10 protein-coding genes and 1 riboswitch are annotated in these 12,913 nt (G+C 73.1%); of the genes, 4 read left to right on the plus strand and 6 right to left on the minus strand.

Annotated elements, in window-relative coordinates:
• Window positions 1-2: 2 nt before the first annotated feature.
• Window positions 3-1,577 (minus strand): DNA polymerase Y family protein, encoded by a 1,575-nt coding sequence (locus tag Q9R13_RS10675; protein WP_310961163.1) that lies wholly within the window; start codon window positions 1,575-1,577, stop codon window positions 3-5.
• A complete protein-coding gene (locus Q9R13_RS10680) occupies window positions 1,574-2,278 on the minus strand; it encodes a hypothetical protein (protein ID WP_310961164.1) in 705 nt (234 codons plus the stop codon). Before Q9R13_RS10680 ends, Q9R13_RS10675 begins: the two co-directional genes overlap by 4 nt.
• A gap of 153 nt (window positions 2,279-2,431) precedes the next feature.
• Between Q9R13_RS10680 and Q9R13_RS10685 the strand changes: the two genes are divergently transcribed.
• Entirely contained in the window at window positions 2,432-3,304 is an 873-nt protein-coding gene (locus Q9R13_RS10685; protein WP_310961165.1) for a ZIP family metal transporter, read from the plus strand.
• Window positions 3,305-3,359: 55 nt separating this feature from the next.
• On the opposite strand, the gene Q9R13_RS10690 is transcribed toward Q9R13_RS10685, so the two are convergent.
• Window positions 3,360-4,151, minus strand: coding sequence for an endonuclease/exonuclease/phosphatase family protein (locus Q9R13_RS10690; protein WP_310961166.1), 792 nt, complete (start codon window positions 4,149-4,151; stop codon window positions 3,360-3,362).
• A 64-nt stretch (window positions 4,152-4,215) separates the two neighbouring features.
• Window positions 4,216-5,028 (minus strand): PIG-L deacetylase family protein, encoded by an 813-nt coding sequence (locus Q9R13_RS10695; RefSeq protein WP_310961167.1) that lies wholly within the window; start codon window positions 5,026-5,028, stop codon window positions 4,216-4,218.
• On the opposite strand from Q9R13_RS10695, the gene Q9R13_RS10700 reads away from it, so the two are divergent.
• Window positions 5,018-6,127: a lysylphosphatidylglycerol synthase transmembrane domain-containing protein gene (locus tag Q9R13_RS10700; RefSeq protein ID WP_310961168.1), complete on the plus strand. Its 1,110-nt coding sequence runs from the start codon at window positions 5,018-5,020 to the stop codon at window positions 6,125-6,127. The genes Q9R13_RS10695 and Q9R13_RS10700 overlap by 11 nt on opposite strands.
• Window positions 6,127-7,290: a glycosyltransferase family 4 protein gene (locus Q9R13_RS10705; RefSeq protein WP_310961169.1), complete on the plus strand. Its 1,164-nt coding sequence runs from the start codon at window positions 6,127-6,129 to the stop codon at window positions 7,288-7,290. Before Q9R13_RS10700 ends, Q9R13_RS10705 begins: the two co-directional genes overlap by 1 nt.
• Here the strand turns inward: Q9R13_RS10705 and Q9R13_RS10710 are convergent.
• Window positions 7,265-8,374, minus strand: coding sequence for a phosphatase PAP2 family protein (locus Q9R13_RS10710; protein WP_310961170.1), 1,110 nt, complete (start codon window positions 8,372-8,374; stop codon window positions 7,265-7,267). The genes Q9R13_RS10705 and Q9R13_RS10710 overlap by 26 nt on opposite strands.
• A 172-nt stretch (window positions 8,375-8,546) precedes the next feature.
• Window positions 8,547-9,116, minus strand: a complete 570-nt coding sequence (locus Q9R13_RS10715; RefSeq protein ID WP_310961171.1) for a histidine phosphatase family protein — start codon at window positions 9,114-9,116, stop codon at window positions 8,547-8,549.
• 27 nt (window positions 9,117-9,143) lie between these two features.
• Window positions 9,144-9,262, plus strand: a riboswitch (cobalamin riboswitch).
• Between the two features lie 39 nt (window positions 9,263-9,301).
• On the opposite strand from Q9R13_RS10715, the gene cobN reads away from it, so the two are divergent.
• Window positions 9,302-12,913, plus strand: coding sequence for a cobaltochelatase subunit CobN (gene cobN / locus Q9R13_RS10720; RefSeq protein WP_310961172.1), 3,612 nt, complete (start codon window positions 9,302-9,304; stop codon window positions 12,911-12,913).

The following is a 12,913-nucleotide window of genomic DNA, read 5'->3' on the forward strand; positions in this document are numbered from 1 at the left end:
ACTCAGTCATAGCTGGCCTCGGTCCACCAACCGCCGGCGTCGACGCGCAGCAGCCATGCCCGGCCGTCGGCGCCGACCAGCTGGAAGCGGGCGACCAGCTGGGCCGGACCGCCGGACTCCCACCACAGCTCCTCGACCGGCCACGGACCGGCCCAGGCCGCGACCGGCTCCTCACGGGAGTACGGCGTGCCGGGGGTGAACCGTGCCGGCGGGCTGCTCACCACGCCGCGGTCGCTGACCCGGACCGGTCGGCCGGTGAGGTCGACCACCGCTGCTGGGGCCGGCTCCGCGAAGACCCGCGTGGGGGCCGGTGGCGGCACGCTGCCCGGCCAGGGAAGCAGTGCGGACCGCAGCCCGGTCGGCCGACTCCCCCACGGCACCAGGGCCTGCCGGTCGGCGGGTGCCCGGCCACCCTGCCGGACCGGTCGGCAGGCGGCGTCGTACCCGATCATCGCCTGCACCCGCGCGATCCCCCGCTCGACCCGGTCGTCGGTGCCGCCGCCCCACAGCGCGTCTGCGTGGTCCCCGGCCGGCTCGACCGTCTCGGGCGCGAACCGCACCCGAGCGACCGGCCCGTCGAGCACGTCGGAGTGTCCGGGTGGGGACGTTCGCGCCGGCCCGACCGCCTGCAGCTGCCAGTGCACCCGGTCGACCAGGTCAGCGGCCCCGAACCAGCGTGCGTGCGCCCATCGTCGGGACGTGACCGTGCCCCGGTCGGTCTCCACGGCGAGGTCGACGACGGTGCAGACCAGATCGCGCTCCCCGAGCTGGGCGACGAATCGCTCGGCGGTCCGCCGGACGCTGAAGCAGACCGCCTCGGCGGACTCCAGCGGCGGCTCGAAGGCGATCTCGCAGGCGAGCTCAGGGGGCGGCGTCCTGGTCGGCAGCGGTGCCGGGGCGTCTCCGCGGACGAGCCGGTGCAGCCGGGCACCGTGACGGCCGAAGCGGTTGAGCACGTCTCCGGCCGGCAACGCCGCGAGGTCGCCCAGCACCCCCAGGCCGAGCCGGCGCAGCAACCCGACCATCTCGGCGCCCTCGGGCCCGTCGGCGAGCACCTCGAGGGGCAGCCCGCGCAGGAAGTCGGCCGCGCCCCCCTCGGGCACCACCACGCAGTCCTGCACCCCGGCCTGCCGGGCCGCCTGCTCGGCGGTGAAGAGATCGTCGGCGACGCCGGTGCGCACGTCCCAGACCCCCTGCTCCACCAGCTCCTGGGTGAGGACGGCGGCAGCATGCTCGTCGCCGCCGTAGAACCGGCCCGGCGAGCGGACCGCCAGCAGCCCCGGTCGCAGCGGGGCGACGCCGGGCCGGAGCCGCTCCACCGCGGCCAGCACCGGCTCGAAGGCACGCAGGTCCCGGGCCGGGTCGGCGTCGCACACCACCAGCCCCGGGCAGCGGGCCTGAGCGTCCCGGCGCCGCATGCCTCGTCGTACCCCTTCCGCACGGGCGGCGGCGTTGCCGGCCACCACCCGGTTGCGCGCGAACACCGCCGCCGGGAGCTGCCGGGAGAGCTCCTCCTCGGCGAGGGCGGCGACCACCGGCCAGTCCGGGCACCAGACCACCAGCACCCGCGGGCTCATCCGGTCCGCCGTTCCTGACGTGTCGGGGTGACATCGGAGACGTGTCGGGGTGACATCGGGGACGTCTCGGCGTGCTCGGGGGGTGTGGGGAGCCACAGCTCGGCGTGCCGCACCGGCGCCTGCCCACGACGACAGGCGACCACGACCTGACGGGACCGCAGCCGGCCGCTGCCCTCCCCGACGCCGTCCCAGCGCGACCCGGCCACCCACAGGCTGGCCTCACAGCCCGGCCAGGCGCCCTGCACCAGCAATGTCGAGGTGCGTCGGCGCAGCCGGGCGCCCAGCCGGCTCGCGGTGCGGGCGGTGACTCCCGTCGGCGGCCGGAGCAGTACGACGGGCAGCGCGTCGACCAGGGCGGCGGCCGCCTCCAGCCAGTGGTCTCCGGGGTCGGGCACCACCACAGTGCGACCCAGGTCGACCCCCATCTCCTCGGCGGCCTCGATGCCGAGGTCGTCGACGCCCACGATCGCGGTCCACGACCCGGCCCGCGAGGACGCGGCGAGCAGCAGCAGCGCCAGCGCGGCGCTGTCGACCTGATAGCTGCCGCCGGTGCGCAGCTGCACCAGCCCGGCGAGCTCGGGAGGGGTCGGCACCGGGAGCCGGCGGACGCCGTCCTGCATGCCCTGCATCCGCGCTCGCAACGCCTCGACGGTCCCGTCGGCACCCTCGCGAGGGCGGGTCGGGAGCGGGCTGGCGGTCATCCGTCGATGATCGAACACATGTTCGACCAAGTCAATCCGGTCCGGACCGGCTCGTGGACCCGGCGATCCTCGCGAACGAGGTGAGGTTAGGCTTACCTGCGGGTTAGCCCGGCGTTGCCCGCCCCCATCGCCCTTCCTTCCAAGGAGACCTCCGTGAGCCTGTCCACGACGCTGCTGCTCGGCCTCATCGCGGGCAGCACGATCGTCCTCGGACTGCCCGTCGGCCGGCTGCGCAGCCCCGCGGCCGGACTGAGGCTGTTCCTCAACGCGATCGCCATCGGCGTGCTGATCTTCCTGGTCTGGGACGTCCTCTCCGCCGCTTGGGAGCCGATCGACGGCGCCCTGGCCGAGACCCACGCGGGTCACCGCGAGCTCGGCACCGCCGTCGGCTACGGCCTGCTGATGCTCGCCGGCGTGGCCGTCGGGCTGCTCGCGCTGGTCTGGTACGAGCGCTGGATGGCCAGCCAGGTCGGTGTGCCCGCGACCACCGGGCAGGGCCCCGGCGCGATGCCGGTAGCCGTCGTCCCCCCACGCGGCCTGGCCGCCTGGCCGAAGGCCCGTCGGCTCGCCCTGCTGATCGCCGTCGGCATCGGTCTGCACAACTTCGCCGAGGGCCTCGCGATCGGCCAGTCCGCCGCCAGCGGCGAGATCGCCCTCGCGCTGATGCTGGTGATCGGCTTCGGCCTGCACAACGCCACCGAGGGCTTCGGCATCGTCGCGCCGCTCGCCGGCGACCTCGACGACGACGGCGTCGCCCGGCGCCCGAGCTGGGGCTTCCTGCTCGCCCTCGGCCTGATCGGCGGCGGCCCGACCTTCGTCGGCACCGTGATCGGGCACGGCTTCACCAGCGAGCCACTCAGCGTGGTGTTCCTCTCCCTGGCCGCCGGCTCGATCCTCTACGTGATCATCCAGCTGATCGGCGTCGCCAGCCGCGCCAAGCGAGCCGACCTGCTCTCCTACGGCATCCTGCTGGGAATGGTCGCCGGGTTCGTCACCGACGCGATCGTCACCGCCGCCGGCGCCTGACCCCCCACCGACGCGATCGTCACCGCCGCCGGTGCCTCACCCGACGGCCGGCGCCTCAACCGACCTCGCGGGTCGCCACCACCGCACGATGATCGGACGCATTCTCCAGGATCCTCACCGCCGCGGCGGGGCCCGGGCCGTGCACATCGTCCACCTGCCGGCGCGGTCCCAGGGTCCCCGGCCCGTCCTCGCGGCCCTGCCATGCAGAGGTGAGGCCCCGCAGCCGCAGACCGTCGAAGTTCGAGTCACCGACGGCGTGCACGACCCGACCGCGGGCCAGCTCCCGGTCGATGACGGTCTGCAGCCGGCGTACCTCCGCTCGGTGCCGCGCCACGAGCAGCGGCCGGTCGCAGCGGTACCTCCCCCCGCGTTGTACCCCGGGCACCAGGTGGAAGCAGAGCAGGCACACCGTCCGGCCACTCGCACGGTCACGGTAGACAGCGCTGGTCAACAGCCGCCCCGGCTCGATCCCGCGCCACCGGTCGGGATTCTCGCCGCGGCCCGGGGCACTCAGCGGCACCAGGCGACTGTCCACGAGGTCGTAGCGATCGGCCCGCGCACCGACGACGCAGTCGCCCACGACCGGCACGCTCCAGAGGTACGACGACCCGGTGCCGGGCGCCCAGAGGCCGGGAATCGATGGAGCGGTCCCGACCCTGCCGTGCTCGCGCAGCAGCCCGAGCCGACCCGGTCCCCACTCCTGCAGCCCGACCAGGTCCGGACCGGCCGCGAGAACACCGGCGAGGGCCTCCCGAGCGGCCCGCCGGCCCAACCCGTCGCGGATGTTCGCGGTGGCCACCACGGTGCGCACCACGGGACCCGGTTCGCGGTGTCGCCCCCCATTCATGCTTCCGTCAGGTTGGATGTGGGAATCTGGGTGCGAAAGGTCCATGGGAGGCAGCCGATGCGGGTCAGCGCAGGGTCTCGAACACGTCGTCGAGCAGTGCACCGGCCCTCGGGCGACCGCGCTCGCGGAACCACTCGTGTCCCAGCACCGGACCCAGCAGCGGACGCGGCAGTCGCAGCAGCAGAGCGACCGTCCGGATCGACCGGCCGCCGCCGGTCTGGCTGTGGTGCGCCGCGAGCGCCGCACGCTTCGCGCCGAGGTGCCGACGTACGTCGACCCGGTGCGTCAGATCCGACCGCGCCGTGTAGCAGTTCGCGAACCGGCCGGGTGGCACCAGCCGCGCCAGCCCCGGGATCACCTCCATCAGCCGGGCGATCCTGCCGAGCAGGTCGCGATCGACTGTCGCCTCCAGCACCACCGGTGTCCCGGCGAGCTCGGCGGCAAGCACTCCGACTCGGTGCACCTGGACGTGGTCGGCATGGCCGTAGCCACCGTGCTCGTCGTACACCGTCAGCACGTCCGCTCGTTCCTCGTCCAGCACCGCTGCGAGCCTCGCGGCCGGTCCGGCCGGGTCGAGCAGCGCGAACGGCACCGGGCCGCCCGGAGACGACGTCGGAGTGTCACTGCCCGAGTCGGGATATCCCAGCAGCACCACCCGAGCGCAGCCGAGCGCTGCCGCCGCGCGGTCGAGCTCCGCGAGGCGGCGTTCCCCGAGCCCGGACCTTGTGGACGCGTCGTCGGCCAGACCGGCCTCGCCGGCAGTCGCCGTCACCAGCACGACCCGGTGACCTTCTGCCGCGGCGCGGGCCAGGGTGCCTCCGGTCAGCAGCGACTCGTCGTCGGGGTGGGCATGGAAGGCGACCAGCGTGAACGACACGACCCAAGTCTTGCAGCGGCCGGAGCCCACGGCTCCCCCCACGCCCACTGATGGCGTGCCGCCGACGCCGCGCAGCCGCACCCGTACTCGCGTGCTGCGCGTCCTGGGCATGGCCGCCGGACTCGGCCTGCTCGGCTACGTGCTGCCGCGCGCGCTGGGCACCACTCTGACCGCGATCGGTCACACCCTCGCCGCGCTGCCACCGACGTGGGTGGCCGGCCTCCTCGTGCTGTGGGCCGCCGGCCTCGTGGCGCACTCGTTCGTCCTGACCGCCGCACTGCCCGGCCTCACCACCCGCCGGGCGCTGACCCTGAACCTCACCGGCAGCTCGGTCTCGAACGTGGTCCCGTTCGGCGGCGCCGCCGGGATGACGCTCAACTACGTGATGATCAGGTCGTGGAAGGCGGACACCTCGGCGTTCGCCGCCTTCCTGCTGGTCAGCAACATCTGGGACTTCATGCTCAAGCTCGCGCTGCCGGCGGTCGCACTGATCGCCCTCATCCTCGAAGGCGGAGTGGTCAGCCCCGGCCTGCGCACGGTCGCCGTGATCACCGCGAGCGTCCTCGGCGCCACCGTGGTCGCACTGGCCGTGGGCATCGTCAGCCGTCGGCACGCCGAGGCCGTGACCCGTCCCCTCGTGCACCTGTTCGCTGCGGTCCGACGGCTGCTCCGCGGCCACGCCGACCCCGCCGCGCTGACCCACCACGTGCTCGAGGCACGCGACCGGGTCGCCGAGGTCGTCCGCCGCAAGTGGTGGCAGCTCTCCGCCGGCATGGTCGGCTATGCCGTCCTCCAGGCCCTGCTGCTCGCGGCCTGCCTGACCGCCGTCGGCAACACCTTCGGCATCGCCGCAGTGCTGGCGGCGTACGCCGTGGAGCGGATCCTCACACTTGCCCAGATCACGCCGGGAGGCACCGGCATCACCGAGGCCGGGACCGCCGGGGTGCTGATCGCCCTCGGCGGCGACCCGACCGCGGTCGCGGCGGGCGTGCTGCTCTACCGAGCGATCACCTACGCGCTCGAGATCCCGGTCGGCGGAGCCTGGCTCGGCGGCTGGCTGTGGGCCCGACGGGTCCGACGCACGGCGGGCATCGCCTGATGCGGATCCTGCACGTCACCGACGTCTACCACCCGCGGGTCGGCGGCATCGAGGTCTTCGTCGACGACCTCGCCGGCCGACAGTCGGCCCGCCACGACGTGACCGTGCTGACCACCACCCCCGCGAGGCGGGGCCACGACCCGTTGCCGGACGGTCCGGTGCAGGTCGCCCGAGTGCCGCGCAGCACGCCGTACGGCCTCCTGGCGGCACGACTTCCGGTCCGCCTCGATGAGTACGACGTGGTGCACGCCCACCTGTCGGTGGTGTCCCCGTTCGCGACCCTGGTGGCTCGTCGGGCCGCCGCAGCGGGCCTGCCCTGCGTGCTGACCGTGCACTCGATGTGGGGCGGCAACCCTGCGGTCGTGCGCACCGTGCGGACGCTGTCCGGCTGGTCCCGCTGGCCGGTGGTGTGGACCACGGTGAGCCGGGCAGCCGCGCGTGACGTGCGCAGTGCCCTGCCGGGCGCACACGTCCTGGTGGTGCCCAACGCCGTCGACGTCGACTGGTGGCGCGAGCACGCCGCGGTCCCGTCCGACGAGCGTCCGATGACGATCGTGGCGGTGATGCGGCTGGCCGGCCGCAAGCGACCCCTCGAGCTGGTCCGCGCTCTGGCGCAGGTCCGGCGCAGCGTCCCGGCCGACGTACCCCTGCGCGCGGTGCTGGTCGGGGACGGTCCGCTGGCCGGGCCGGTCGCGGCCGCGGTCGAGCGGCACCAGATGACCGACTGGGTCGAGCTGCCCGGCTACCTCACCCGCAGCCAGATCCGCGATCTCTACGCCGAGGCCGACGTGCACGTGGCGCCGGCCTTCCGGGAGTCCTTCGGGATCGCCGCCCTCGAGGCGCGCGCCGCCGGGCTGCCCGTGGTCGCGATGCGCAGCGGCGGCGTCGGGGAGTTCATCCTCGACGGGGTCGAGGGGATGCTCTGCCTCGATGACTCGGAGATGGCGCACGCCCTGACCCATCTGGCCACCCGCCCGGCCACCAGGCGCGCGATGGCCGCCCACAACGTCGCCGTCCGACCCGACCTCGACTGGGAACGGGTGCTCGACGAGACCGACGACGCCTACCAGCAGGCAGAGGTGCGAGTCAGCCTCGCGCCCGCCGGACGCGGCGCCCGCAGACGCGCCACGTCCCGGCTCAGGACGGCAGCGCTTCGGGACTGACCAGCCGCGCGGGCTCGTCGACCAGATGCCGCGGGGGTCCGGCCACGGACGGAGCGGCGGCGGCCTCGCCCTTGGGATAGATCATCCAGCGTCCGAAGCGCACGCCCAGGAAGGCGATGATCAGCCCGGCGACGTCGTCGACGGCGAAGTGCCAGCCCCAGTACACCGTGGCGAACGCCGTACCGATGAGGAAGACGAGCATCACGATCGTCGTACGACGCAATCGGTAGTAGCTCGCCATCAGCAGCACCAGCGCCGTCACCCCGATGTGCAGGCTCGCGAACGCGGACACTGCAGCCCAGGAGTCGGCCGCATGCGGATGGGCCAGCAGGTGTGCGCGTTGCACCAGCAGGTGGGCCTGGTCGTCCTGGATCGGCGTGTGCGCGAGGCCCGCGAAGTCCTTCGGGGCCGACCAGAACGGCCCCAGCGTGGGGATCAGGTAGTAGCTGCCTACTCCGAGGATCCACACCCACATCCCCGCAGCGATGAACACGAAGCCGTCGCGCAGCCGCTCCACGAAGACGATCGCGGCCACCGGGCCAACGGTCTCGGGGATGCCGAAGGCCTCGTAGATCGCCCACAGCACCCACGCGGCGACGTGCTGGCCGAAGAGGTCGTGCAGCAGCACCGCTGGGCTGTGCCCGAAGAAGATCACCTTGTCCCAGTGCAGCAGTATGGAGTCGCGCGGGGCGTTGAAGACATCCCAGCTCTTCAGGTTGTGGTAGGAGAAGTAGACGACCTGGTAGGACAGCAGCGCGACCAGGGAGAGCGCGGTGCGGCGCCAGGTCCACTTGCGCTGCAGCCCGGCGAGCACCGCCCGTGGGCTGCGGCCGCCGCGGGGCAGCCGCCACCAGGCGTCGAGCACCGCGAGCAGCACCAGGAGCAGCAGGAAGACCCCGAATCGGGACCCGAACATGGAGTGGTGCGGATCCTTCAGCGGGATCCCCACGAACGCTGACCGGACCGCGGCGAGCGTGACGAACAGGCCGGCGAGCACCAGCAGCGGCACGATCCAGCGCGCCTCCGGCTCGCTCTGGCGAGTCGTCGTGGGCACCGGATCGACCCTCTCGGCGTCCGCGGTCATCGCCACCTCCTGGTCATGCGGTTCGGGCCCAACCAAGCGTGTGCGCATGACGGGCACATGAAGGCCGGGGCAGGAAAACCCTGCCATGCCCGCCATTCCCGAGCCGTCCCGGGTCAGTGCCGCGCTGCCGTGGAGCGCGTCCGCCGGTGAGCGCCGCGCCCAGTCAGTCCAGTCAGTCCAGCCAGGTGACCGCGGTGTCCACGCGCGCAACGGCGCCGTTGGGGACCTCGACCCACGTCGTCCGGTGTGCGGGCTCGCCCCTCAGATGTCCCACGGCGGCGCGGATCGCATCGCCGTGCGAGACCAGCACGGTCGGGCCCCGACGGGGCACCTCGGCCAGCGCAGCGGCCATCCGGTCGCGTACGTCGGCCGGCGACTCGCCGCCGGCCACGGGCAGGGTCGGATCGCTCCACTCGTGGGCCTCGGCGGCCGCCCAGGTCTCGTCGTACGTCTTGCCCTCGAGCGCACCGAGCGCCTGCTCGCGCAGCCGCGGATCGGCCTCGACGGCGCCGCCGGCGATCGTCGCGATGATCTGCGCGGTCTCGACGGCGCGCACCAGATCGCTGGTCAGGATCCGCGACACGGCCGCTCCGCCGAGATCGCGCTTGATCCGCAGCGCCGCGAGGACCGCCTGCTCCCTGCCGAGGTCCGTCAGCCGAGGGTGGGAGGTCTGACCCTGGGTGAGCCGGAGCACGTTCCACTCCGACTGGCCGTGCCGGGTCAGGTAGAACGGATCGGGCACCGGCCCATTGTCCGCCCATCCCGTAGGCTGACGCCCACCGCCCGTGGCGCAGGAACCCGGTGAGACTCCGGGGCGGTTCCGCCACTGTGATGTCCCCGAGCCTGTGGGGGACGCAGCCAGACACTGGCCACGGGTAGATCCGACCGCTAGACGGGGCGAGAACCCCGGAGGAGGAACCCGCCCCCGTGGCCGAGTCGTCCAGCCGCATCGCCCTTCTCTCGACGTCCGACACGGACCTGCTCTCGGCGCGCGCCAGCGGCGCCGACTACGCGTGGGCGAACCCGTCGCGCGCGGGCGCCGACGAGCTGCTCGAAGCCACCGACGGCGCCGACCTGGTCGTGGTGCGCCTGCTCGGCTCCCCCGACGACCTGTGGTCCGGCGTGGACACGATCCGCGCGCAGGGCACGCCGCTCGTCGTCCTCGGCGGCGAGCAGCAGCCCAGTGCCGAGCTGATGGAGCGCTCGACCGTGCCGATCGGCGTCGCCACCGAGGCGCACCGCTACCTGGCGGAGGGGGGCCCGGCCAACCTGTCCGCCCTGCACGCGTTCCTCTCCGACACCGTCTTGTTGACCGGCGAGGGGTTCGAAGCGCCCATCGCCGTCCCGGCGTGGGGCATCGCCACCCGTACGGCGCCGGTCGACGAGACCCTGCCGAGGGTCGGCATCCTCTACTACCGAGCGCATCAGGCGAGCGGCAACACCGCCTTCGCCCATGCACTCGCCGATGCGGTCGACCAGACCGGGCAGGGCGTCGGAGTGCCGATCTTCGCCGGCTCCCTCCGCTCGGCGCCCGACGAGCTCTACGACGCGCTGGGCACTCTCGACGCGCTGGTGGTGACCGTGCTCGCCGCGGGCGGCTCGGTGCCCGCGACCTCCGGGGCCGGCGGGGACGACGAGGCGTGGGACGTGGAGCGGATGGCGGCGCTCGACATCCCGGTGCTCCAGGGACTGTGCCTGACCTGCAGTCGCGCCGACTGGGAGGCGTCCGACGAGGGCGTCACCCCGCTCGACTCGGCCACCCAGATCGCGATCCCGGAGTTCGACGGCCGCATCATCACGGTGCCGTTCTCGTTCAAGGAGATCGACGACCAAGGCCTTCCCCGCTACGTCGCCGATCCCGAGCGCGCCGACCGGGTCGCCCGGATCGCGGTCAACCACGCCCGTCTGCGCCACCTCGCCAACGCCGAGAAGAGGGTCGCGCTCGTCCTGTCCGCCTACCCCACGAAGCACGCCCGCATCGGAAACGCCGTGGGCCTCGACACTCCCGTGTCGACGGTCAGGCTGCTGCGCGCGATGCGCGAGCACGGCTACGACCTGGGAGCCGACAACGTGGTGACGGCGATCCTCGACGCCTCGACGACCGACACCGAGGCGGGCGACGCCCTGATCCATGCCCTCATCGCCACTGGAGGCCAGGACGAGGAGTGGCTGACCAACGCCCAGCTGACCGAGGCCCACGTCCGCATCACGCGGGCCCAGTACGACGACTGGACGACCGACCTCCCCGAGGCGCTCAGGAGCGCCATGGCCGACGCGTGGGGCGAGTCCCCCGGCGCGCTGTTCGTCAACGACGACGGGGAGCAGGTCCTGGCGACCCTGCCGGCCGGCAACGTCGTCCTGCTGATCCAGCCGCCGCGTGGCTTCGGCGAGAACCCGGTGGCGATCTACCACGACCCGGACCTGCCGCCGTCGCACCACTACCTCGGCGCCTACCGATGGCTCGAGCACGGGTTCAAGGCTGACGCGGTCGTCCACCTCGGCAAACACGGCTCGATGGAATGGCTGCCGGGCAAGAACGCCGCAGTGTCGGCGGAGTGCGGGCCCGATGCCGCGATCGGCAGCATGCCGCTGATCTATCCGTTCCTCGTCAACGACCCGGGCGAGGGCGCGCAGGCCAAGCGCCGGGCACACGCGACCATCGTCGACCACCTCGTCCCGCCGATGGCACGCGCCGAGGCGTACGGCGACATCGCTCGCCTCGAGCAGCTCCTCGACGAGCACGCCAACATCGCCGCGATGGACCCGGCCAAGCTCCCCGCTGTTCGCGGCGAGATCTGGCAGCTCATGCAGGCCGCGCAGATGCACCGCGACCTCGGGCTCGAGGACCGCCCCGAGGACGACGACTTCGACGACTTCCTCCTCCACGTCGACGGCTGGCTGTGCGAGATCAAGGACGCCCAGATCCGCGACGGCCTGCACGTCCTCGGCGAGGCTCCGACCGGAGAGGCCCGCGTCAACCTCGTGCTCGCGATCCTGCGGGCCACCCAGGTCTGGGGCGGCCAGGGCGGTGCCGTGCCGGGACTGCGCGCGGCGCTCGGGCTCAAGGACGTCGACTCGGTCACCGGCAACGAGCTCGACGCGTTCGAGGCACAGGCCCGTGCGCTGGTGCTCCGCATGGAGGAGACCGACTGGGACGCCGACGCGGCGGCCGCACTGCACGAGGACCCCGAGGTCCAGCGAGTGCTCGAGTTCGCCGCCACCCAGGTCGTGCCGCGCCTGACCCGGACCGCCCAGGAGCTGGACGCGATCCTGCACGCGCTCGACGGCGGCTTCATCCCGGCCGGCCCCTCCGGCTCACCCCTGCGCGGCCTGGTCAACGTGCTGCCGACCGGGCGCAACTTCTACACCGTGGACCCCCGCGCGGTGCCGAGCCGACTCGCCTGGCAGACCGGCCAGGCGATGGCCGACTCCCTCCTCCGCCGCTACCTCGACGAGACCGGCACCTATCCGGAGTCGGTCGGCCTCTCGGTGTGGGGCACATCCGCGATGCGCACGTCTGGAGACGACATCGCCGAGGTGCTGGCGCTGCTGGGCGTTCGTCCGGAGTGGGACGAGCAGTCACGCCGGGTCGCCCGCCTGGTCGTCGTACCACTCGAGGAGCTCGCGCGTCCACGCATCGACGTGACGGTGCGGATCTCGGGCTTCTTCCGTGACGCGTTCCCGCACGTCGTCGCGCTGCTGGACGACGCCGTGCAGATGGTCGCCGAGCTCGACGAGCCGGCCACGCAGAACCTGGTCCGCGCCCACGTGCAGGACGACCTGGCGGACCACGGCGACGCCCGCCGCGCCACCACCCGGATCTTCGGCTCCAAGCCCGGCTCGTACGGCGCCGGCATCCTGCAGGTCATCGAGTCGGGCAACTGGCGCGGTGACGACGACCTCGCCGAGGTCTACACCGCCTGGGGAGGCTTCGCCTACGGCCGCGACCTGGACGGCGCTCCGGCGGCCGAGGACATGCGCGTCAACTACCGGCGCATCAAGGTCGCCGCCAAGAACGTCGACTCCGTCGAGCACGACATCGCCGACTCCGACGACTACTTCCAGTACCACGGCGGCATGGTCGCCACCGTCCGGGCGCTGACCGGGTCCGACCCCAAGGCGTACGTCGGCGACTCGACGAGCCCCGACGCCGTACGGACCCGCACCCTGGCGGAGGAGACGGCCCGCGTCTTCCGCGCCCGTGTGGTCAACCCGCGCTGGATCGCGGCCATGCAGCGACACGGCTACAAGGGCGCCTTCGAGCTGGCCGCGACCGTCGACTACCTGTTCGGCTTCGACGCCACCGCCGGGGTCGTCCATGACTGGATGTACGACAGGCTCGCCGAGGAGTACGTCCTGGACGAGACGAACCGGGCGTTCCTCCGCCGGTCGAATCCCTGGGCGCTGCGCGGCATCGTCGAGCGGCTCCACGAGGCCGCCGAGCGAGGGCTGTGGGCCGAGCCGGACCCGGACGTGCTCGCCGCCATGCAGCAGGTCTATCTGGACGTCGAGGGCGATCTCGAGGATCGCGATCAGTGA

The sequence above is a fragment of the Nocardioides marmorisolisilvae genome (assembly GCF_031656915.1).
Taxonomy (GTDB): domain Bacteria; phylum Actinomycetota; class Actinomycetes; order Propionibacteriales; family Nocardioidaceae; genus Marmoricola; species Marmoricola terrisoli.

Coding starts and splice junctions, on each gene's coding strand:
- Q9R13_RS10705 (WP_310961169.1), top strand. CDS start 6,127: ATGCGGATCCTGCACGTCACCGACGTCTACCACCCGCGGGTCGGCGGC.
- Q9R13_RS10710 (WP_310961170.1), bottom strand. CDS start 8,374: ATGACCGCGGACGCCGAGAGGGTCGATCCGGTGCCCACGACGACTCGC.
- Q9R13_RS10675 (WP_310961163.1), bottom strand. CDS start 1,577: ATGAGCCCGCGGGTGCTGGTGGTCTGGTGCCCGGACTGGCCGGTGGTC.
- Q9R13_RS10690 (WP_310961166.1), bottom strand. CDS start 4,151: ATGAATGGGGGGCGACACCGCGAACCGGGTCCCGTGGTGCGCACCGTG.
- Q9R13_RS10680 (WP_310961164.1), bottom strand. CDS start 2,278: ATGACCGCCAGCCCGCTCCCGACCCGCCCTCGCGAGGGTGCCGACGGG.